Origin of the sequence: Nitrospina gracilis 3/211, assembly GCF_000341545.2 — a bacterium.
In the GTDB taxonomy this organism is placed as follows: domain Bacteria; phylum Nitrospinota; class Nitrospinia; order Nitrospinales; family Nitrospinaceae; genus Nitrospina; species Nitrospina gracilis.
In genome coordinates this window covers 2,151,185-2,172,642 of record NZ_HG422173.1, presented here as the reverse complement: position 1 = coordinate 2,172,642, position 21,458 = coordinate 2,151,185, and the positions used below count along the sequence as shown (strand labels likewise).

Below are 21,458 nucleotides of genomic sequence, written 5' to 3'. Positions count from 1 at the left end.
CGCTTTTATCTTAGCAAACCGAAAAGCGGGAATGGGATTAAATCTTTTTAATCTAAAGACCCGGGTCAAGGCTTCCATCCCATCAAGCCCACTCCAAATACCACCAATATCCCGGCGAGAACACGTTGCGGTCCGAAGGATTCTTTCATTTTTAAAACACCCCAAAGAACAACCATCAGAACACTGACCTGACGCACCGCAACCACCTGGCTGACATCTTCAAACTGAAGCACCACGCAGATCAGGCCGTAGGAGCCCACCGTCGCCAAGGCGGCCACCAGTCCCCGCCCCCACTCGGCTTTCCATACCGAGATGATCTCTCGTGGAGAATGGACCGAGAACAGGTACAGGTTGCACAGGGTGAAACCGATCAACGCCTCCAAAAAGAAAAATACGAATCCATTCTGCATTGCGTGGTCCGGCCGGGCGGCAATGAATATCTCCATACCGCGTTTGTCCACCAGGCTGTATGACACCACCAGGCCCAGCGTGATGAATGCCCAGCGCATGTCTTTGTGCAGGATGGCGTCCCACAAATTGCGGAATCCCCTGATCAGGTGACCGTCGAAATGCAGTATGTAAATGGCCAGCAGAATAAGCACGATCGCCGTCATGGCAGAGAAGCTCAATCGTTCCTCCAACAGGAACCACGCAAACACCGGCACGAACACGGGGGCGGAGCGGGCAATGGGATAGACATACGAAATGTCCTGTGTCTGGTAGGCTTTTGACAGGCTGAGAATATAAACCCCGTGCAACACACCGGACGCAGCGATCCACCCCCACATTTCGTCGGGCACCGTGGTGGAGCCGGAGGTGGCAAGAAACAGGATCGCGCCCACCATGATGACCACTCCTTTCAGTCCGGACAGGTAATTGGAGTTTTTACTGGTCTGCGTGAGTATGTTCCACAAAGCATGAAACAGGCAGGAAAGCAGGATCAGTCCAATACTGGTGGAGGCCAAGAAGTTCCCTCTAAAAATGGAGGCATTAAACGGGTAAAGGAATTTATTTCAAATCCGTACGGAAAAACGAAAAGGTATAATGATACAATATGCCGCTTTTGAATGTGGAAATTTTGTAGCCCAACCACCCCCTCAAAACTCCTGACTCCAGAACCGGATGCTTAAAAACCAACTCAATCTTCTTTGGACACGGCGGTTTCTACCCCTGTTCGTCACCCAGTTCCTCGGCGCCTTCAACGACAATCTTTTCAAAAACGCGCTGGTCATCCTCATCACCTACGTCGCCGCGGAAAAGGCCGGCCTGAACGCGCAGTTGATGATCACCGCCGCCGCGGGCATCTTCATTCTACCCTTCTTCCTGTTTTCGGCCACGGCCGGCCAACTCGCCGACAAATACGAAAAATCGCGTCTGGTCAGGATCATCAAGTTCGTCGAAATCCTGCTCATGATCGGCGCGGGTTACGGATTCTACATAGAAAGCGTCAACCTGCTCATGATCATCCTGTTTCTCATGGGCACCCAGTCGGCATTCTTCGGACCCATCAAATACGGAATCCTGCCGGAACTGCTGGTGGAGGACGAACTGATCGGCGGCAACGCCCTGATCGAGGCCGGCACCTTCGTCTCCATACTCGTCGGCACCATCGTCGGCGGTCTGTTGATCCTGCGCGATGGCGGGGTGTGGATGGTCACCGGCCTCGTCGTCATGCTGGCCACCGTCGGCTTCGTCGGCAGCCTGTATATTCCGAAACGCCAGGCCGCCGCCCCCAAGCTGAAGGTCGATTACAATTTTTTCAGGGAAACCTGGAACATCGTCCGCTACTCTTACCAGAACAGGGATGTATTTCTGTCGATCCTGGGCATCTCGTGGTTCTGGTTGATCGGCGCCACCTTCCTCGCCCAGTTCCCGACATACGGCAAGGACATCATCGGCGGCAACGAGGAACTGGTGACCCTGTTCCTCACCGTGTTCTCGGTCGGTATCGGCGTCGGATCCCTGCTCTGCAACCGTTTGCTGAAAGGCGAGATCGTCGCCACCTACGTGCCGCTCGGTATGCTGGGCATGACGGTGTTCATCATCGACCTGTATTTCGCAAGCCAGAGCACGTTCATCTCAACCGATACAGAGTTGATCGGCGCCGGGGCGTTCCTCACGCATTTCTCCAGCTGGCGTATCCTGTTTGACATGCTCATGATTTCCCTGTGTGGTGGGCTCTACATCGTTCCCCTTTACGCAATCCTTCAATCGCGTTCGGAGATCACGCACCGTTCCCGCACCATTGCCAGCAACAATGTGCTGAACGCCCTGTTCATGGTGGTCTCCGCCATTGGCACCGCCATCATGCTGAAGATGGGTTTCGACGTCACCCGCGTCTTCCTGACCCTCGCGATCCTCAACACATTCGTCGCGCTTTACACCTGCCAGCTTCTGCCCGACGCCCTCGTCAAATCCATCCTCATCTGGATCTTTCACACGCTTTATAAAGTAGAAGTAAAAGGTTTCGAGAATTACAAAAAAGTCTCAAACGGCAAATTCATCATCATCGCCAACCACCTTTCGTTCCTGGATGCCGCGCTCATCGCCGCCTACACCCCGGTGAAACTGACCTTTGCCATCAACACCTACATCGCAAGGTCGTGGATGGTTAGGCCCTTCCTGTCCCTGGTGGACACCTTTGCCATGGACCCGACCAGCCCCATCGCCACGCGCGGACTCATCGAGGCGATCCGCAACGGCGCCCGGGTGATGATCTTCCCGGAAGGCCGCATCACAGTTACGGGATCGCTGATGAAGGTGTATGAAGGACCCGGCATGATCGCTGACAAATCCGGCGCACCCGTTCTACCCGTACGCATCAACGGTGCACAGTACACACCTTTCTCGCGCATGCGCGGCAAGCTGCCGATGCGCTGGTTTCCCAAAATCACCCTCACCTTCCTGGAACCGCGCACGTTCCACGTGCCGGATGAAGTGAAAGGTCGCAAACGCCGCAAACTTGCCGCCAGCCAGTTGTACCGGCTGATGTCGAACATGCTGTTCGAAAGCAGTGATTCCCGCAAAACCCTGTTCGAAGCCCTGCTGGAGGCATGCTTTGCCCACGGCGGAGGGCACGCCGTGGCGGAGGACATCGAACGCAAACCCATCAACTACCGTCAGCTGATTTTGCGCAGTTTCATACTCGGCCGCCACATAGCCAAAGGCACAGAGCCTGGGGAATACGTGGGCGTGCTGTTGCCCAACGCGAACGGTGCTCTGGTCACGTTTTTCGGTTTGCAGGCGTTCGGACGCATCCCGGCGATGCTTAATTTTTCCGTCGGCACCAAAAACATGCTCGCCTCCTGCGACGCGGCGAAGATCAAGACGGTTTACACCTCGCGCCTGTTCATCGAGAAAGGAAAACTGCACGACGTCACCGACGCACTCGAAAAAGCAAAAATAAACATCGTTTACCTGGAAAACCTTCAAAAGGAAATCGGCCTGTTCGCCAAACTGCGCGGCGTGCTATCCAGCCTGTTTCCCGAACGCGCCTACCGCAAAGCATGCCGGGGAGAAACCGACCCGGGCAGCCCCTGCGTGGTGCTCTTCACCTCCGGTTCCGAAGGCGTTCCCAAAGGCGTGGTGCTGACTCACGCCAACATTGTCTCCAACGTTAATCAACTGAACGCGCGCATCGACCTCGGCCCCACCGACATCGTGTTCAACTCGCTTCCGGTTTTCCATTCCTTCGGTCTCACCGGCGGCACGCTTCTGCCTGCGCTGTGCGGGCTCAAGATTTTCTTTTACCCGTCGCCCCTGCATTACCGCCAAATCCCGGAACTCATCTACGACACCAACGCCACCATCATGTTCGGAACCGACACGTTTCTCGCCGGGTATGCGCATTACGGACACCCATACGACTTCTACAACCTGCGTTACATGTTCGCCGGCGCGGAAAAACTGAAGGAAGAAACGCGCAAGGTGTGGGCGGAAAAGTTCGGCATCCGCATCTTCGAAGGCTACGGCGCAACTGAAACCGCCCCCATCCTGTCGCTCAACACGCCCATGCTCAGCAAGCCGGGAACGGTGGGGTGCTTCCTGCCCGCCATCGAACACAAACTGGAAACCATTCCCGGCATCGATGAAGGCGGACGGTTGTGGGTCACCGGCCCCAACGTCATGGCGGGCTACCTGCGGCACACCAACCCGGGCGTGCTGGAACCGCCGGAGGGACGCTGGTACGACACGGGAGACATCGTGGACATCGACGAGGAAGGCTTCATCACAATCAAGGGCCGGGCCAAGCGCTTCGCCAAGATCGGCGGGGAGATGATTTCACTGACCGCCGTGGAATCGTACCTCTCCATCCTGTGGCCGGACCACAATCACGCCGTGGTCACGCTTCCCGACGAGAAAAAAGGCGAGCAGATGGTGCTGGTCACGACAAACAAGGATGCCGCCCGTGACGCCATCGTCCAGCACGTCAAGGCCAACGGGCTGGGCGAACTGAGCATCCCGAAGAAAATCATGGTGGTCGATGAAGTGCCTCTTCTTGCCACGGGCAAGGTGGATTACGTCACGACGCAGGAGTTGGTCAACACCGATCACGGAGCCTGATAAAACTATCCAGCTGGTGCCTCTTTCAGTCGCTTTCTGTTTTGCAGGTAGGGGACCAGGAAAAACAATGCCGCCCCGGAAATGATGTGTTTCAGCGTGTGACCACTCACGATTTCCGCCGTGCCGCTGTAAATCCACGCATCGAAATGCTCGAAGACCTTGGCCACCACGTACCAGGCCAGCACACTCACAAACGCCACTGACCCGCTGTAACGCGGAGGAAACAGGAAAAACAGGAGCGGAATAAGAATCATGGGCAAAAACTGCACCAGCACGTAAGGACGCAGATCGCCCTGCCCCAGCCGTTCCGTATGATCCCAGTACAGCACCGATGTGAGACCGACAAACACCAGCGGACCCAACGCCGCCACCCCGACCTGCGGACCCAGCCGGTCTGCCAGCACCAAGGCAAACACCGATACAAACACCACCGTCATCGGCAGTCGGTCCCAGAGCAAGTTGGCGTCATCGGGTGACCAGTGATAGTACATGGACCCGAAGCCAATGAAGATGGTTCCACCGAACGTGAGAACAAACATCCATTTTTCCTGTGGCAGGTAAAAAACCTCCTGTCTTCCGGACACCCGTGTTAACACCGCCAGACCCATCAGGCCGACCGCCACAAATACCAGGTTTGAGGTGACGTCGCCAAAATTGGGAATGCCCAGAAGTGAATACGTGTCGGCGAAGTTGTGGTAGTCCGGGTCCTGTGGAACCGGAGGAAACGAAAACACCGCCAATACACCGAATACCGTCACCGCCAGTAAAATCCCCACCCGCAATTTATGGCTCATACTCACCTTTCTTCTTTAAAAGCACCGTGCTTGAGAAAATACAGAGTCTGTTTCATCACCTTTTCATTTTTCATGATGAAGGTATGCGTGGCGTGCACCACAATATGGTCCTTCATGCCGGGCAGCTTCGTGCGGGGAATCGACACCTTGCCATCGTCCGGTCCGGGGATGATGGAAGAGGACAGAGGATCGATCGACCGGTCTCCTGCGATCACCCCAACCTCGAAATCTACTTCTCCGAAGCGGTCGCGATATGCATTTTTTTGCGTGCCCAATTCCTGGCCCGCTGGACCGTACAGCCATTCGTACAGGAAATTGTTCTTCCAGAAATCCGCCACCTCACTACCTTCATTGGGCGGAGCCAGCAGGACCACCCGGCCCAGCTTCTCCGGACGGTGTTTGTGGATGAGCCCCCGCGCAATCAACGCTCCCATCGAGTATCCCACATAGTGGGTAATGCACTCCTGAGTCCATGGGGATGCAAGCAGTTTTTCATGCACTCGTTCCACAAGATCGTCGATGGCGTGGTCCGTGGATGGGTAATCGATGTTGATGGCCGAATAACCGTTTTCATCCAGGTATGCCGCCAAGGGAGCCATCGACGCACTGGTCCGGGCAATGCCATGCAAAATGACCACACACTCCTGTCCCTCCGCCCAGACCCGGTCTGGTTCCCCCGCTATCAACGTCAGGCTCAGTATCCACATACAAAAGGTGACCCAGCAATTTAATGTGGCAAGGACGTGGAATCTCATCCGAAGGACTCCTGCTATAATGGACACTGGAACCGGACTTCCCTTTCCTTTTGAGAGATCCGCTTTGAACCACCCTCTGAACCACAAAATCGCATTCGTGCATTACGGCACTGTGGACCTCGACCGGGCCGTTGCATTTTATCAGAACGTGCTCGGCATGAAACTGTTGTTCAAGTTAGACGATTGGGCTGAATTCGACCTCAACGGCCAGCGTCTGGCACTTCGCCGAGTGGACCGGTGGGAACCGGAGGCAAATGCCGGGGCCATGGTTCACCTGGAGGCCCGACCCATCGAACTGGTTGTGGAGGTGCTGAAAAACAAGGGGGTTGCGATTGTCCACGAGATCGAGGAACATCCTTACGGCAAAATGGCGACGTTTCTCGACCCGGACGGCAACCGGATCGGTCTGTACCAGCCTCCGGACGAAAAAAAACCGGCGTGACTGGTTAAAGTTCAATGGGTTTTATTGTAAGATACATATCATGAACAATCCGCTGACGCATTTTAATGAAGAAGGCCGCGCCCGCATGGTGGACGTGTCCGAAAAGCAGGTCACCGAGCGGGTCGCCACCGCCCAGGGCACGGTGTTCATGCGGCCGGAAACCCTGCGGCTCATCCAGGAAGGCCAGATCAAAAAAGGCGATGTGCTGGCCGTGGCGCAGGTGGCGGGCATCCAGGGTGCAAAAAAGACATCGGACGTCATTCCCATGTGCCATCCGCTCATGCTGAACGGCGTGGACATCCAGTTCCGGGAATGTCCGGAGGTGGACGCCAACGGCCTGTGTTCCATCCACATCACGGCCACAGTGAAAGTCACCGGCAAAACCGGAGTTGAGATGGAAGCACTGACATCCGTTTCCATGGCGGCACTCACCATCTACGACATGTGCAAGGCAGTGGACCGTGACATGTTTTTCAATGAAATCGGGTTGACCTACAAGGCCGGCGGCAAATCCGGCACCTTCACCCGCGAACAGGTTTCGGAGGCGTAAGGCATGGTGACCGTCAAGTATTTTGCCAATCTCCGGCAGATGGCGGGCAAGGAGGAAGACCGGTTTGAACTGGAGGGAGAAGTCACCCTCGAAGGTCTCACGCACATGATCGGCAAAACCCTGCCGCAGATCGGCGAGATGGTGCGTCAGAAAAAAATCATGATTTCTATCAACTACGATGTGGTGCCCCTGGATACGGTGGTGAAGGACGGTGACGAAATTGCACTCCTTCCACCCTTCTCCGGCGGCCTTTGATCTTTTGGTGAGGAACTTTTCATGAGCACGGCAACGGAATCCAAAGTCCGCATTCAGAAAGAAGATTTCAACATCCATGAAGAAATTGAAATGATGAAGAAGTCGTCGCGCAACATCGGCGGCATCACCACCTTTCTGGGCACGGGCCGGGAGTTGAACAAAGGCGAGAACATCACCGAACTCAATTTCGAGCATTACCCGCAGATGGCGGAAAAGAAGCTGGCGGAAATCCGCGAGAAGGCGATACAGGACTTCGGCATCATCGACATGAGCATCATTCACCGCATCGGGCACATCGACATCGGTGAAAACATCGTGCTCATCATCGCCTGCGGCGAACACCGTCAGGAAACATTCAAGTCCTGCGAATGGGCGATCGCCGAACTCAAGCGCACCACGCCCATCTGGAAACGGGAGACCACTTCCAAAGGCGAAGTCTGGGTTCAGGCAACACCTTAAAGCCGCCTGCCACTCATAGGCGAGCACGGTCCGTTGCTCCATCCGGACACACGCACCTGTTTTATACATCGTTATCGGGGGATTGTTCTCCCGCCCATTTTCTACATTTTCTGCTCAACAGATCCAACTGCCGATGCCTTCGCCTGTGGACACATCCACGTTGGTCCTAACAGTCAATGTTCGACTTGCCCGTTGGCTGACCCTTCAACACAACTGCAATCAATCCGCATCTCAAAAAGTTTGGGATACACCCAGTATCATACCTTTCGATGCATGGCTGAAAGAAACCTGGATCGCCTCCTGGCCACGCCAGCATGTTCTCTCTTCACTTCAATCCAAAAAGCTTTGGGAGCGCATCATTCAGGATGACGTGCAATCCGAACGGCTCGATATCATGCACCTTCAGGGTGCAGCTCAGGATGCAGCCAAAGCCTATGAACTGACCCAGCAATACGAAGTAGCCGACAAACCGGATCTATTCAATCTTTCTGAGGAGGCCACCGCTTATTATCGCTGGCAGACGCAGTACCGCGAACGCTTGAGACGATGGGATGCACTCGATGCGGCGGAACTCCTGCCCGCTGTGCAAAAAAGCATGCAGGCGGGAACCATCCCGGTCCCGGTCGCCATCACCTTTGCCGGATTCGACGAAATCACGCCGCAACTGAACCGCTTCATCCTTTATTTAAAAACACGCAATGTGAAAATTTCCTGGTATCCGGCCGAACCGGCTACTTCCGAAAAAGTCCTCCCTGAAAAGAAGGATCAATGGAAGGGTGAATTTAGGCGTTACCCCGACCCGCAAACGGAAGTCATTGAATGCGCCCGCTGGATTCGCTCGGTCATGCAACCCGGAAAAACCATCGGCATTGTTGTCACGGAAATGGACGGCTACCGTGCAATGCTGGTACGCGAATTGAAAGCCGAACTGGCTCCTGAATCCGTTTACTGTTGGCAGGGAAAGGAAGCGCCCTTCAACATCTCGCTCGGCACGTCGCTCGCTCAGGAACGCATGGTGGACCTGGCTTTGGAACTGCTCGCCTGCTCCAATCACGTCTTTTCCACGCTCATCGTTTCGCAGATTCTGCGTTCGCCTTATTTTGCAGATTGGGCGAAGGAAGAGTCCGCGCGCCTGAAATGGGATCTCATCCTGCGCCTGCATCACCCCGTCCGGGTGACTTTGAATCAGTTACTTAAATTGAAAAACCTGCAGGAGAATCCCGGATTTTCCTCATTCCTTTATAAATGGAAAAACTGGCTGGATTCAAAAGGAGCACGTCGCCCGAGCGATTGGGGCAAGGCGATCGCCCGGCTGTTGCACGAAATGAACTGGCCACGCGGTGGAAGGGGTCTTTCCAGCCGGGAATTTCAGATTCACGACGCCTGGAATGAATGCCTGGATGAACTGGCCACACTGGATGGCGTGTTGGGCAAAATCGATCGCACTACGGCAATGAACACACTCACGCACATCGTCCGTGAAAAAATCTTCCAGCCCAAAACGCGGGAGGAACCGATTCAGGTGGTAGGTCTATTGGAATCGGCAGGCATGCAATTCGATCATGTGTGGATTCTTGGTTGCCACGCAGATGCCCTGCCCCCTCATAACGACCCAAATCCATACATCCCCTTTACTCTCCAACGTCAACATAACCTGCCGCATTGCACACCCAACCGGACTTTGCAGTTTTACGAAACCATTCTACTCCGGCTTCTGAAGTCGTCGACAGATGTTCAAATCAGTTTTCCGGCTTTGATCGAAGACCGCGAGAATCTTCCCAGTCCCCTGTTGTCGCCCTGGAATGAATGGGACCCTCCTTCCAATGAATTCACTTCGTACCGCCTCATAGACCAATTCCAGGAACACAGTATTCTGGAAGAGATGGCAGACCGATCCTGGATCCGGGTGAACCCAGAGGAGTTGGAAAACCTGAGAGGAGGTCATGCCGTTCTCAAGCATCAGGCCGAATGCCCCTTTCGTGCATTCGCTCTGCATCGCCTTAAAATCAGGGATATCCAACCCAAAGAGGTCGATATGGATGCCCTGGCTCGTGGAAACCTCGTGCATGCCATCCTGGAAAGATTCTGGCGGGAAGTCAAGACCAAACAGGCTCTCGATCGTTTGGCAGACGATGGAATTTTGCCGGAGGTCATCCAAACCCAGGTCGATGTCGTTCTGTCCGCGAATCAGAATTTATTTTCTGGCCAGGATGAATTCAAAAAGTTGGAGCGCCAGCGACTGGTCAACCTGGTTAAGGAATGGCTGGCATTGGAACAGGCAAGAGAAGACTTTGAAGTCCTCAGCACGGAAACCCCGGTTGAGTTTTCGTTGGACAAACTGCACCTGCGACTCAAGATCGATCGCGTGGATCGCATCGGCAAACATCTGGCCCTGATCGACTACAAGACAGGAAAAGAATTTCCCGTTACAGGCTGGTACAACGAACGCATCCGGGAACCGCAACTGCCGCTTTATTGCCTGGCGCATCCCGCCGACGCCACCTTGTTCGCCCGGGTCAGCAAGGGGAAATGTGGTTTCAAAGGCATGGGAATCGACACGCCGGACATTCCGGGAATAAAAAACAAATCTCCCGGGAAAGGCGGTTTCGAAGATTGGGATCAATCTAAAGCGTTCTGGAAAACCCGCTTACAGGCAGCCGCCGCGCAATTCCTGGAAGGAGCCACCGGCATCGACCCTCTGGATAAACCCAGCGTCTGCGACCATTGCGAACTGCCCACCTTGTGCCGAAAAGCGGAACTGCTCCATTCAACCGGCGGCGAAGAAAGCGATGAGGCGGAAGAATGAACGCTCCCATTCACGATCAGGATCAACGCGACCTCGCCCTCGACGCCACCCGTTCGTACATCGTGCAGGCTCCGGCGGGCTCCGGCAAAACGGAATTGCTGATCCAGCGATTTTTGATCCTGCTGGCACAGGTGGACAAGCCGGAGCACATCCTCGCCATGACCTTCACCCGCAAGGCGGCAGGCGAAATGCAGACGCGCATCATCAAAGCGCTCACCCATGCCGCACAGGAACCGCCTCCGGATTACCCGCACAGTCTCAAGACATACCATCTGGCGAAAAAAGTTCTGGAACAGGACGCGAGACAAAAATGGAATCTTTTGAACAATCCCACCCGGCTGAAGGTGCAGACCATCGACTCCTTCTGCATGTCGTTGATCCGGCAGACGCCGGTGCTCTCCGGAATTGGTTCGCTTCTCGGCATCGAGGAGAAAACGGATGCGTTGTATCGGGAAACCGCGCGGCGCGTGCTGGCAAATGTGGAGAAAAAGTCTGAGATTGGAGAATCGGTACGCGGACTGCTGAAACGCCTGGACAACGATAAAAACAAGTTTCTCGAACGCATGGTGCAACTGCTGGACAAACGCGACCGCTGGATGCTGACGTTTTTCCAGACGGATCTCGAAGCGCCGTCTCCGGCTGAAAGCCGGGCGGAGCAGGAAAAAGCATTGACCACCTTGATCGAAGCGCGTCTCCAAGCGGCGGACAGCCACTTTGGGCATGCACTGAAAGAGCAACTGCTTCCCCTGCTTCGTTACGCGGGGAATAACATGCATGCAGAAAACCCGGATCATGAGCTGGCCATAATGGCGACCATCTCGGTATTTCCCAAGCCCACGTTGGATCACTTGCCCGTTTGGAAGGCCATCGCAAAATTACTGGTTACAGATAAGGCAAAATTCAGAAAAACTGTCGATAAAAGGAATGGGTTCCCTCCAGATAAAAAGGACGACGACAAGAAGCCTAAAGAATCTTATCTTAATCTTCTGGCTTCCTTGCCAGAACAAGATGCCTTTGCAAAAGAATTGGGTGGGGTGTCCGGTTTGCCCAATCCTCGATTCGAGGACAGTGATTGGGAATTTCTGGAATCGATGTTCCGCCTGCTTCCGGAAATCGAGAAAACCCTGCGCCGGGTGTTTGTCGAATCCGGCAACACGGATTACTCGGAGTTGTCGCTGTCCGCGTTGAAGTCCCTGGGAAAACCGATGACTCCATCCGACCTCCTGCTGAAATACGATCTCAAGCTCCAGCACATCCTGGTCGATGAATTTCAGGACACGTCTTACAAGCAGTACCAACTGCTGTCCCTACTCACCGAAGGCTGGACGCCGGGCGACGGACGCACGCTATTCATCGTCGGCGACCCCATGCAGTCCATCTACCGCTTCCGCGACGCCGAAGTCTCGTTCTTTAATAAGGTGAAGGAAGGCGGCATCGGCCCGGTGCATCTCGATCCCCTGCAACTCAGTTCCAATTTCCGCTCGCAATCCCGCCTCGTTTCGTGGACCAACGCCTGCTTCGACACGCTCGACCGGGAAGCGGCATCCGCCGGGAGCATCGATCTCGAAGGTGCGGTCGCTTACACGCCTTCGCATGCCGAGCGGGACGCCGGGCTTCAGCCCGCCGTGGTATATCATCCCTTTCTCAATACAAATGCGGAGCAGGAAGCATTCCAGATGATCGACGTGATCCACAATCTGCAATCCGCGTACCCGGACGCATCCATCGCCATCCTCGTCCGGTCACGCACCCATCTGGAGTCGCTGGTGCCACATTTGCAGGAAGCAAAGATTCCCCTGCGTGCCGAGGACATCGATAAAATCACCTCCCGCCCGGCCGTGCTCGATCTATGGTCGCTCATGCGGGCTTTGCTCGATCCGCACGACCGCATCGCCTGGCTGTCGGTTCTGCGCGCGCCTTTCTGCGGATTCCTGCTGGAGGACCTGCATCGGCTGTGCCGTATGGACGCGGAAACCCCGGCGTGGCAGTTGATGAACGACCCGGAGAGGCAACAAGCATTGACCACCGATGGTCAAACCCGCCTCGCCCGTGTTATTGAAAAACTCACTCCCGTTCTCCAGGCCCTTACGGGTGAGGACTTTCGCGATCTGCTGGAAGGGTGCTGGATCCATCTGGGCGGTCCCGCCTGTGTGGACCGCTCGCAGTGGCAGGACATCGACGTGTTTTTCGAGGAAGTTTCGAAAACAGTGCACGCCGGGGATTACAACTCCCTGCTCCGGTTTGACCGCGTGCTCAACCGGCTCTACGCCAAACCGCCCGCAATCGAGGGCAACCCGGTACAGATCCTCACCATGCACAAGGCGAAGGGACTGGAATTCGATTTCGTTCTGCTTCCCGGACTGGGAAAAGGAACCGGTAAAAATGACAAGCAGTTGATCTTCTGGCTGACACATAAAGATCACATGCTGTTCGCACCGATTGAGGAAACCGGGGGCGGGGAATCGGAGATATACAAATTTCTGAATGAACTCAACAAACTGCGGGACCGGCACGAGACGCGCCGCCTGCTCTATGTTTCCGTCACACGGGCGAAACAGCAGGTCCACCTGTTCGGTCACCTCAGCAAAAAAGAAGATGGAACCTTCCAGACGCCGCCCGCGGACTCCATGCTAGGCCACCTGTGGCCGCATGTGGAGGAGGACTGGAAACAACGATTGCAAAAAGCCGGAACGGAATCGGAACCGCAGTACCGTCCGCAACCCAAACCACCGCGCCTGAAACGGCTGGCAAAGCGGTTCCAGCCTCCCGTGCCGCCTGCCGACATCGAAACCGGCAGGCCGCTTGATATCCGCGAGGAACGGGAGGACCGTCCGCCCTACTTCTGGGCAGGCAACGAAGCACGGTTTCTGGGAAACGTCCTGCACCGGTGCTTCAAGGACATCGCCGACCAGGGCTTGGATGTTTGGGATGCAAAAAAGCCGGATTCCATGAAAACCGCGTTCAAGACGGCCCTGCTGAACGAAGGCCTGCCATTCGACCGCGCAGACGCGGTAGCGGATAAAGGCGTGCGGGCACTTCAAAATATACTGGAAGACAAACGGACGGGGCGCTGGATTTTATATGCACATGAGGACGCGGAGAGTGAGTTCGCCCTGACCTTCGCCAAAAAGGACATCTTTTCGAACCGCATTCTCGACCGGACGTTTGTGGATGAAAAAGGAGTGCGCTGGATCATCGATTACAAAACCGGAGAACACGAAGGAAGCGAACTTGAGGCTTTCTTCGAAGCGGAGGGAGAGCGTTACAAAACACAATTGCAGGCGTATGCGGAAATCCTGCGTGCGAGGGGAGAAAAACGGCCCATCAGGCTGGCGTTGTACTATCCTCTCCACCGACGCCTTGTCGAGGTGCCGGATTCCAATGGCGATGCGTGAGTTTGTACGAACCGGTCATCCTTTATGGAAAACCAGCGCGTCGTTTTCTTTTTCCACGCGGATGGTGTCGCCTTCCTGAATCTTCTCGTCGAGCAGTTCCAGCGACAACGGGTCCTGCACGTATTTCTGGATAACCCGCTTGAGCGGCCGCGCGCCGAAGACCGGATCGTAACCCTTCTCGGCCAGCCATGCTTTGGCCTCCTCGCTCAACTCCAGCGCCATATTCCGGTCGGCAAGCCGCTTATGCAGGTCTTCGATCTGAATATCGACGATGTTCTTGATCTGCTCGCGTGACAGGTTGCGGAAAATCACGATATCGTCAATTCGGTTCAGAAATTCCGGACGAAAGTGCTGACGCAACTCCTGCCGCACCGCTTCCTGAACCCTCTCGTATTCCCGGTCCCAGTCCGCCTTTCCAGCCTTTTCCAACTGCCCCATTTGCATTCCGGTTTCCTGGATCATCTTTCCGGCGATGTTGGACGTCATGAGCACCACGGTGTTCTTGAAATCCACCGTCTTGCCGTGACCATCCGTCAGGCGCCCTTCATCCAGAATCTGCAAAAACAGATTGAATACATCCGGGTGCGCTTTTTCGATTTCGTCGAAAAGCACCACAGAGTAAGGGCGGCGGCGGACGTGTTCCGTCAGGTAACCCCCTTCTTCGTAACCGACGTAACCGGGAGGAGCGCCGATGAGCCGCGCGGTGGAATGTTTTTCCATGTACTCGGACATATCGACGCGGATCATCGCCTGCTCGTCGTCGAACAGAAATTCCGCAAGGGTCCGCGCCAACTGCGTCTTGCCCACACCCGTCGGACCGAGAAACAGGAACGTGCCGATAGGCCGGTTCGGATCCTGAATCCCGGAGCGGCTACGGCGGATGGCGTTCGATACGGCGGTGACCGCCTCATCCTGCCCCACCACTTTGCGATGCAGTTGCGATTCCATGGCTAAGAGGCGTTTCTTCTCCGACTGAATCATTTTCTCGACAGGCACTCCGGTCCAGCGTGAAACGATGCTGGCGATTTCCTCCTCACCCACCTCTTCGTTCAGGATTTTCTTTTCGGTCTGCACCTGGGAGAGATGCGCCTCGAGGTCGCTCAATTCTTTTTCGAGGCGCGGGAGAGTGCCGTACTTCAGTTCGGCGGCCTGTCCCAGCCGCCCTTCCCGCTCGGCCATTTCACACTCGCGCCGGGCCTGCTCGATTTTCTCCTTCAATTCGCGTTTTTCGGCGATGACTTTCTTTTCGCTCTCCCACTGGTGCTTCATCGCTTCGCAAGCGTCACCCAGTTTGGCGATTTCCTTTTCGATTTTCTGAAGCCGGTCCTTTGACTGCGTATCCGACTCCTTTTTCAAAGCCTCGCGTTCGATTTCCAACTGCATGATCTTGCGCTGGTATTCGTCGATTTCTGCCGGCAGCGAATCGATCTGCATGCGCAGACTGGACGCCGCTTCGTCGATCAGGTCAATGGCCTTGTCCGGCAGAAAGCGGTCAGAGATGTAACGATGGGACAACCGCGCCGCGGCGAGGATCGCCGCATCCTGGATCCGCACCCCATGATGCACTTCATATTTTTCCTTGAGCCCTCGGAGAATGGAGATGGTGTCTTCCACCGAAGGTTCGCCCACCATGACGGGTTGAAACCGTCGTTCCAGCGCCGCGTCTTTTTCAACGTATTTTCGGTATTCGCGGAGAGTCGTCGCGCCGACACAATGCAGTTCGCCCCGCGCCAGTGCAGGTTTCAACATGTTGGATGCGTCCATCGAACCTTCGGCCGAACCCGCGCCAATGAGTGTGTGGAGTTCGTCGATAAACAGGATGATCTCGCCTTCACTGCCGTTGATTTCCTTGAGCACCGCTTTAAGGCGATCTTCAAACTCTCCCCGGTACTTCGTACCCGCCACCAATGCGGCGAGGTCCAACGCGATGATGCGTTTTTCCTTGAGGCCTTCCGGCACATCACCATGAAAAATGCGCTGGGCCAAACCTTCCACAATGGCGGTCTTGCCCACGCCCGGCTCACCTATCAAAACCGGATTGTTCTTGGTGCGGCGCGACAACACCTGCACCACGCGGCGGATTTCCGCGTCGCGGCCGATCACGGGATCGAGTTTTCCGGAACTGGCTTTCTGGGTGAGGTCGATGCAGTATTTTTCAAGCACCTGGTATTTGGCTTCAGGGTTCTGGTCGGTGACACGCTGCGAACCGCGCAGGGTGGTGAGGGCTTGCAGAAGGTCTTCACGTTTGATGCCGTGCGATTTGAACAGCTTTCCCGCGCGGGTTTTGTTGTCACCCGCCACTGCAAGCAGAACGTGTTCGGCATTCAAAAACTCGTCCTTGACTTGCCGGGCTTCTTCAAAAGCCTTATCGAGAACGGTTTTGAGGTCGGACGAAAGATAAACCTGGCCCCCGGCCCCTTCCACCCGGGGGTATTTGTTCATTTGTTCTTCGAGATCGGATACCAGTCGCGCCTTGTCCGCACCGACCTTGTCTATCAACACCGGCGCAATACCTTCGGCATCATTCAACAGCGGCACGAGCAGATGTTCGCATTCGATGGCCTGCTGGCGCGCACCTTCGCAAAGCGACTGCGCTTCCATCACGGCGTTCTGCAATTTAATGGTCATTTTGTCGAAACGCATCTTTATTCTCCTTGGCTGAAGCCTTGCTGAGAATTAAATAAGATGCGCAACCGGGAGGGTCAAGGCAGGCGACGGGGATTTACCGCCGGTGAAAATGGGAACGGTTTTCAGGAAGGATCAGGCGAGACCTTGTTCACCCAGCCAGCGCTCGGCTTCCAGGGCGGCGGCACATCCGGCTCCTGCGGCGGTCACCGCCTGCCGGTATTTATGGTCGTGCACGTCGCCGGCGGCAAAAACGCCTTCCACACTGGTTTCCTGGGAACCGGGTTTGATCTTGATGTAGCCGGTTTCGTCGAGATCGATCTGGCCCTTGAAGGGTTGGGTGTTCGGCGTATGACCGATGGCATAGAAGATGCCCGCGACTTCGATGTCCCGCGTATCGTTGGTTTTGACATTCCGCACGCGCGCGCCGGTGACGAATTGGTCGCCAATGGCGTCTTCCAGAACCGTGTCCCACACCATTTCGATTTTTTCGTTCTTGAGCGCCCGCTCCTGCATGATCTTGGACGCACGCAATTCATCCCGTCGGTGCACCAGGTAAACCACGGTGCCGAACTTGGTGAGGTAGGTGGCCTCTTCCACCGCCGTGTCGCCACCGCCGATCACCATGAGGGGCTGATTGCGGAAAAATGGCAGAGCGCCATCACACACCGCACAGGCAGACATGCCCTGGTTCCACAACTTATCCTCATTGGGCACGCCCATGCGTTTCGCCGTGGCGCCGGTGGAAATGATGACGGAATGGGCTAAGACTTCGGTTTTGTCACCCTTGATGCGGAACGGCCGTTTGGAAAAATCCACTTCGTGCACGTCCTCCTGCACCATCTGCGTGCCGAAGCGTTCAGACTGGCGGCGGAACAACTGCATCAACTCCGGCCCGTTGACGCCGTCCGGAAAGCCGGGATAGTTTTCGACGTCGGTGGTGGTGGTCAACTGGCCGCCTGCGGAGCCGCCAACCACGTATCCCTCGTACATGAACGGTTCCAGATTGGCCCGTGCGGCGTAAATGGCCGCGGTGTGACCCGCCGGCCCCGACCCGATGATCGCCACTTTTTTCACATCCTCCGCCATGTCCCATTCCTTTCTAACACAACCGGGCAAGTCACAAACTGTGACAGCATCTGCCGGTAAAACAATTTATTGGTATTTGATGAGTCCCAGATGGAAACGATTCATCCAGCAGGCGGCCTTCCGTTCACACCGTCAGGTTGCCGTCCAACGCTTCGTTGATGGTCTGCCGGATACGACTCTCATCTGCAGGAAGCTCGTAGGGTTTAAACAGACATTCGGGTTCCACGCCACGCAGGGTATTGGAATGGTATTTAACCAGGAAATCGGTGAACTTCAACCCATTGGCTGTTGAAATGACAACCACCCGATGGTTCTTTTTGATCACCCCGCGCTTGAGCAGTTTTTCCATGACCGCCAGGGCCACCCCGGTGTGCGGACAGCACAACAGACCTGTCTTGTTGGCGCGCCCCGCGGCATTGGCCAGTTCGTTTTCAGTGGCCTCCTCGACAATGCCGTCGAATTTCTGCAAAGCACGGATGGCTTTTTTCACACTGACCGGCGCCCCGATCTGAATAGCGCTGGCAAGGGTCTTACGCGCCTGGATCGATTTAAAAGATTTGAATCCACGTTTGAAACTGCGTACCAGCGGGTTGGCCCGTTCCGCCTGCGCACACACCAGCCGCGGAAGCTTGTTGATGATGCCCAGTTCGTACATCATCTCGTACCCCTTGCCGATGGCACTGACGTTGCCCAGGTTGCCGCCGGGAACAATGATGAAATCAGGCACCTCCTGGTCGAACTGCTGGGTCAACTCGAAACTGATGGTCTTCTGTCCTTCGAGGCGAAGCGAATTCATCGAATTGGCGAGGTAAATTTCCTTTTCCTGGCAAATGCTCTTGACGATCTTCATGCAGCCGTCGAAGTCAGTATCCAGCGAAAACGTCATCACCCCATGGGTGATGGGCTGAATGAGCTGGGTCATGGAAATCTTGTTGCGCGGCAGGAACACGATGGCCGGAATACCGGCGACCGCGCAATAGGCGGCGAGCGATGCGGAGGTATCCCCAGTGGAAGCACAGGCAACGGCCTTGATGTCCTGCCCTTCGGTTCGCATCTGTTTGACCATCGAAACCAGCACTGTCATACCGAGGTCCTTGAACGACCCCGAATGCGCCATGCCGCACTGCTTGACCCACAATTCTTCGAGGCCCAGCTGCTGGCCCAGCCGCTCGGCCCAGAACAGGTTGCTTCCCCCTTCATAAGTGGAAACAATGTTGTCGTTGTCCACGTTGGGGCAAACCAGTTCTTTCTTGCCCCAAACGGAACTGCCATACGGCCAGTCGTGACGACGGTACCGTTCGTCGAACAAGTTTTTCCATTCTTCCGCCGAACGTTTTTTCAACCGTTCAAGGTCGTGCGTGACTTCCAACAAATCGCCGCAATGCGGGCAGTTGTAAATCACCTCATTCAGTTCGTACCGGCCGGAACAGCCATTGATGCACTGAAACCAGGCGTCGAATTCGAGAGCTACCTCTCCACTCTTATGAGAACCGTTTTCTCGCATACCACGTCCAATTGTTCGATTTCTTTTAAAGCCTGTTGAATGTTTTTCTCTTTTGCCTGGTGTGTCATCATCACGAGGGGAACGCCCTTGCCGTCCATATCCCGTCCCCGCTGGATCATGGACTCGATGCTGATCTCATGTCGCCCAAGAATACCAGAAATTTTGGACAATACACCCGGTTTGTCCTGCACGAGGAAGCGTAGAAAATATTCTCCCTCGATTTCCCGTGTGGGCTTGAGCGGGATTTTTTTAACGCTGTGGGTCTGGAACGACTGCGCCGGCACCCGGCCGGAGGCCCCGGAGAGGATGTTGCGGGCGATCTCCACGATGTCGCCTACCACCGCACTTCCCGTCGGCAGGGATCCCGCACCGTGCCCCACCAGCACGTTTTCCTCCATCAGGTCGTCGCGGACCATAATAGCGTTCAGCACCCCGTTGACGTTGGCCATCGGTTTGGACTCCGGGATCATAGCCGGGTGCACGCGGATGTCCAACTCTTTTCCGTCGAACTTGGAAACCGCCAACAGTTTGATCCGAAAGCCGAACTCACGGGCGCACTTGATATCGACCGGGGTGATGCAGCTGATGCCCTGGATGTAGATGTCATCAAAATTTACGGACGTGCCGAAGGACAGGCGGCTCAAAATGGCTATTTTGTGGGCGGAGTCGATGCCTTCGACGTCAAAGGTCGGGTCCGCTTCGGCAAACCCCTTCTCCTGTGCCTCCTTCAGCACGAGTTCGAAGTCCAGGTCCTCGTCGGACATTTTACTGAGGATGTAGTTGGCGGTCCCGTTGACGATGCCCTCAATGGCCTCGATGCGGTTGGCGACGAATGCCTCGCGGATGGAACGGATGATGGGAATCGCTCCCCCGACAGCGGCCTCGAAACCAAGGTTCACCTTGTGCTTTTCCGCCGCGGCGAACAGTTCATCGCCATGTTTGGCCAACAGGGCCTTGTTGGCGGTGACCACATGCTTGCCGTGCTCGAAGGCCTTGAGTATCAGGTCGCGGGCGGGCTCGTAGCCGCCGATCAACTCGACCACAACATCCACTTCCGGATGGTTGACCACATCGTACGCGTTGGTGGTGAGGATGTTCTGGTCCACTTCCACCCCGCGCGGGGTTTTGATATCGAGGTCGGCAACACACACCACCTCCACCGCCGTGCCCAAACGGTCCACAATGTTCTGCCGGTTTTTTTGCAGGATGCGCACCACGCCGGCGCCGATGGTACCGAATCCGATCAAGCCTATTTTTACAGGTTTCATAAAGAAGCGAAGTAGGTTGAATTAGAAGATTTCACGGATGCCCCGCACAGCCTGGCGGATGCGGTGCTCGTTTTCCACCAGGGAAAAACGGACAAAATGATCGCCGCCGTCGCCGAATCCGATGCCCGGCGAGACCGCCACCCTGGCTTTTTCAAGAAGCAGTTTGGAAAACTCCAGCGACCCCATCTGCTTGAACTGGTCGGGAATTTCCGCCCAGACAAACATGGTGGCCTTGGGCGGCTCCACCGCCCAGCCGATGCGGTTGAGTCCGGAGCACAATACGTCGCGCCGGCCCTTATACAAATCGCGGATTTCATTCACACAGTCGCGGGGCCCGTTGAGCGCGATGATGGACGCGATCTGGATCGGCTGGAACATGCCGTAGTCCTGATAACTCTTGATGCGGGCCAGCGCGTGGATGATCTCGCGGTTGCCGACCATGAAGCCCACCCGCCAGCCGGGCATGTTGTAGCTTTTCGACAGTGTAAAGCATTCGACGCCCACGTCCTTGGCACCCGGCACCTGGAGAAGGCTGGGAGCGCGGTAGTCGTCGAACACGAGATCGGCGTAAGCGTAATCATGGATCACGATCAATTTGTGCTCGCGGGCGAAGTCCACCACCTTGACGAAAAAGTCGAGATCCACCACCTGCGTTGTCGGGTTGTGCGGGAAATTGATGATGAGGGCTTTGGGTCGCGGCCAGCTCTGTTTGAACGCTTTCAGCAGGGCTTCAAAAAAATCGATGTCTTTATTCAGGGTACGGAAGTGATGTCCGCATTTGCCAGGATAAAGGCGTAGGTGTGGATCGGGTACGTCGGCGTCGGCACCAGCACACTGTCACCGGGGCCGGTGATGGCGAGGGCCAGGGACGAGATGCCTTCTTTCGAGCCGATGGTGGCGATGGCCTCGGTCTCCGGATCGACGTACACCCCGTGCTCGCGCTGATACCAATC

Annotated in this window: 14 protein-coding genes and 1 pseudogene; 7 read left to right on the top strand and 8 right to left on the bottom strand. The window is 55.7% G+C overall.

Annotated features, from left to right (window positions below):
* Positions 1 to 65: 65 nt before the first annotated feature.
* Positions 66 to 965 carry a DMT family transporter gene (locus TX82_RS10305; protein ID WP_005010113.1) on the bottom strand — a complete coding sequence of 300 codons (900 nt, stop codon included), beginning with the start codon at positions 963 to 965 and terminating at the stop codon, positions 66 to 68.
* Between the two features lie 157 nt (positions 966 to 1,122).
* Here TX82_RS10305 and TX82_RS10300 point away from each other — a divergent pair, with 157 nt between their 5' ends.
* Positions 1,123 to 4,563 (top strand): acyl-[ACP]--phospholipid O-acyltransferase, encoded by a 3,441-nt coding sequence (locus TX82_RS10300; protein WP_005010111.1) that lies wholly within the window; start codon positions 1,123 to 1,125, stop codon positions 4,561 to 4,563.
* A gap of 5 nt (positions 4,564 to 4,568) precedes the next feature.
* Here the strand turns inward: TX82_RS10300 and TX82_RS10295 are convergent, their stop codons facing one another.
* Positions 4,569 to 5,357, bottom strand: coding sequence for a hypothetical protein (locus TX82_RS10295; protein WP_005010110.1), 789 nt, complete (start codon positions 5,355 to 5,357; stop codon positions 4,569 to 4,571).
* Between the two features lie 2 nt (positions 5,358 to 5,359).
* Complete coding sequence (locus tag TX82_RS10290) at positions 5,360 to 6,064, bottom strand: esterase/lipase family protein (protein WP_144079155.1); 705 nt, start codon at positions 6,062 to 6,064, stop codon at positions 5,360 to 5,362.
* Positions 6,065 to 6,176: 112 nt separating this feature from the next.
* Between TX82_RS10290 and TX82_RS10285 the strand changes: the two genes are divergently transcribed.
* From TX82_RS10285 to TX82_RS10260, 6 genes are all read left to right on the top strand, one after another.
* Entirely contained in the window at positions 6,177 to 6,554 is a 378-nt protein-coding gene (locus tag TX82_RS10285; RefSeq protein ID WP_052338248.1) for a VOC family protein, read from the top strand.
* Between the two features lie 40 nt (positions 6,555 to 6,594).
* On the top strand, positions 6,595 to 7,104 hold the full coding sequence (gene moaC / locus TX82_RS10280; RefSeq protein ID WP_005010105.1) for a cyclic pyranopterin monophosphate synthase MoaC: 510 nt from the start codon (positions 6,595 to 6,597) through the stop codon (positions 7,102 to 7,104).
* Positions 7,105 to 7,107: 3 nt separating this feature from the next.
* Positions 7,108 to 7,359: a MoaD/ThiS family protein gene (locus tag TX82_RS10275; protein WP_005010102.1), complete on the top strand. Its 252-nt coding sequence runs from the start codon at positions 7,108 to 7,110 to the stop codon at positions 7,357 to 7,359.
* A 21-nt stretch (positions 7,360 to 7,380) separates the two neighbouring features.
* Positions 7,381 to 7,818, top strand: a complete 438-nt coding sequence (locus TX82_RS10270; protein ID WP_005010101.1) for a molybdenum cofactor biosynthesis protein MoaE — start codon at positions 7,381 to 7,383, stop codon at positions 7,816 to 7,818.
* 133 nt (positions 7,819 to 7,951) lie between these two features.
* The gene (locus TX82_RS10265; RefSeq protein WP_005010100.1) at positions 7,952 to 10,624 is read left to right on the top strand and encodes a PD-(D/E)XK nuclease family protein; all 2,673 of its coding nucleotides are present in this window, start codon (positions 7,952 to 7,954) and stop codon (positions 10,622 to 10,624) included.
* Entirely contained in the window at positions 10,621 to 14,019 is a 3,399-nt protein-coding gene (locus tag TX82_RS10260; protein ID WP_005010099.1) for a UvrD-helicase domain-containing protein, read from the top strand. Before TX82_RS10265 ends, TX82_RS10260 begins: the two co-directional genes overlap by 4 nt.
* 15 nt (positions 14,020 to 14,034) lie before the next feature.
* Here the strand turns inward: TX82_RS10260 and clpB are convergent, their stop codons facing one another.
* From clpB to TX82_RS10235, 5 genes and pseudogenes are all read right to left on the bottom strand, one after another.
* Entirely contained in the window at positions 14,035 to 16,662 is a 2,628-nt protein-coding gene (clpB, locus tag TX82_RS10255) for an ATP-dependent chaperone ClpB (RefSeq protein WP_005010098.1), read from the bottom strand.
* A gap of 117 nt (positions 16,663 to 16,779) precedes the next feature.
* On the bottom strand, positions 16,780 to 17,733 hold the full coding sequence (gene trxB / locus TX82_RS10250; RefSeq protein ID WP_005010097.1) for a thioredoxin-disulfide reductase: 954 nt from the start codon (positions 17,731 to 17,733) through the stop codon (positions 16,780 to 16,782).
* Between the two features lie 124 nt (positions 17,734 to 17,857).
* Positions 17,858 to 19,237 carry a threonine synthase gene (thrC, locus tag TX82_RS10245; RefSeq protein WP_005010096.1) on the bottom strand — a complete coding sequence of 460 codons (1,380 nt, stop codon included), beginning with the start codon at positions 19,235 to 19,237 and terminating at the stop codon, positions 17,858 to 17,860.
* On the bottom strand, positions 19,201 to 20,505 hold the full coding sequence (locus TX82_RS10240; RefSeq protein WP_005010094.1) for a homoserine dehydrogenase: 1,305 nt from the start codon (positions 20,503 to 20,505) through the stop codon (positions 19,201 to 19,203). Before TX82_RS10240 ends, thrC begins: the two co-directional genes overlap by 37 nt.
* Positions 20,506 to 20,526: 21 nt before the next feature.
* Positions 20,527 to 21,458 (bottom strand): annotated as a pseudogene (locus TX82_RS10235) (aminotransferase class I/II-fold pyridoxal phosphate-dependent enzyme); the annotation flags it as partial.

Bases quoted from the DNA above. Each gene is read 5' to 3' on its own strand.
- TX82_RS10240 (WP_005010094.1), bottom strand. From the start codon at position 20,505: ATGAAACCTGTAAAAATAGGCTTGATCGGATTCGGTACCATCGGCGCC.
- TX82_RS10275 (WP_005010102.1), top strand. From the start codon at position 7,108: ATGGTGACCGTCAAGTATTTTGCCAATCTCCGGCAGATGGCGGGCAAG.
- moaC (WP_005010105.1), top strand. From the start codon at position 6,595: ATGAACAATCCGCTGACGCATTTTAATGAAGAAGGCCGCGCCCGCATG.
- thrC (WP_005010096.1), bottom strand. From the start codon at position 19,237: ATGCGAGAAAACGGTTCTCATAAGAGTGGAGAGGTAGCTCTCGAATTC.
- TX82_RS10290 (WP_144079155.1), bottom strand. From the start codon at position 6,064: ATGTGGATACTGAGCCTGACGTTGATAGCGGGGGAACCAGACCGGGTC.
- TX82_RS10260 (WP_005010099.1), top strand. From the start codon at position 10,621: ATGAACGCTCCCATTCACGATCAGGATCAACGCGACCTCGCCCTCGAC.
- TX82_RS10295 (WP_005010110.1), bottom strand. From the start codon at position 5,357: ATGAGCCATAAATTGCGGGTGGGGATTTTACTGGCGGTGACGGTATTC.
- TX82_RS10265 (WP_005010100.1), top strand. From the start codon at position 7,952: ATGCCTTCGCCTGTGGACACATCCACGTTGGTCCTAACAGTCAATGTT.
- clpB (WP_005010098.1), bottom strand. From the start codon at position 16,662: ATGCGTTTCGACAAAATGACCATTAAATTGCAGAACGCCGTGATGGAA.
- trxB (WP_005010097.1), bottom strand. From the start codon at position 17,733: ATGGCGGAGGATGTGAAAAAAGTGGCGATCATCGGGTCGGGGCCGGCG.
- TX82_RS10300 (WP_005010111.1), top strand. From the start codon at position 1,123: ATGCTTAAAAACCAACTCAATCTTCTTTGGACACGGCGGTTTCTACCC.
- TX82_RS10270 (WP_005010101.1), top strand. From the start codon at position 7,381: ATGAGCACGGCAACGGAATCCAAAGTCCGCATTCAGAAAGAAGATTTC.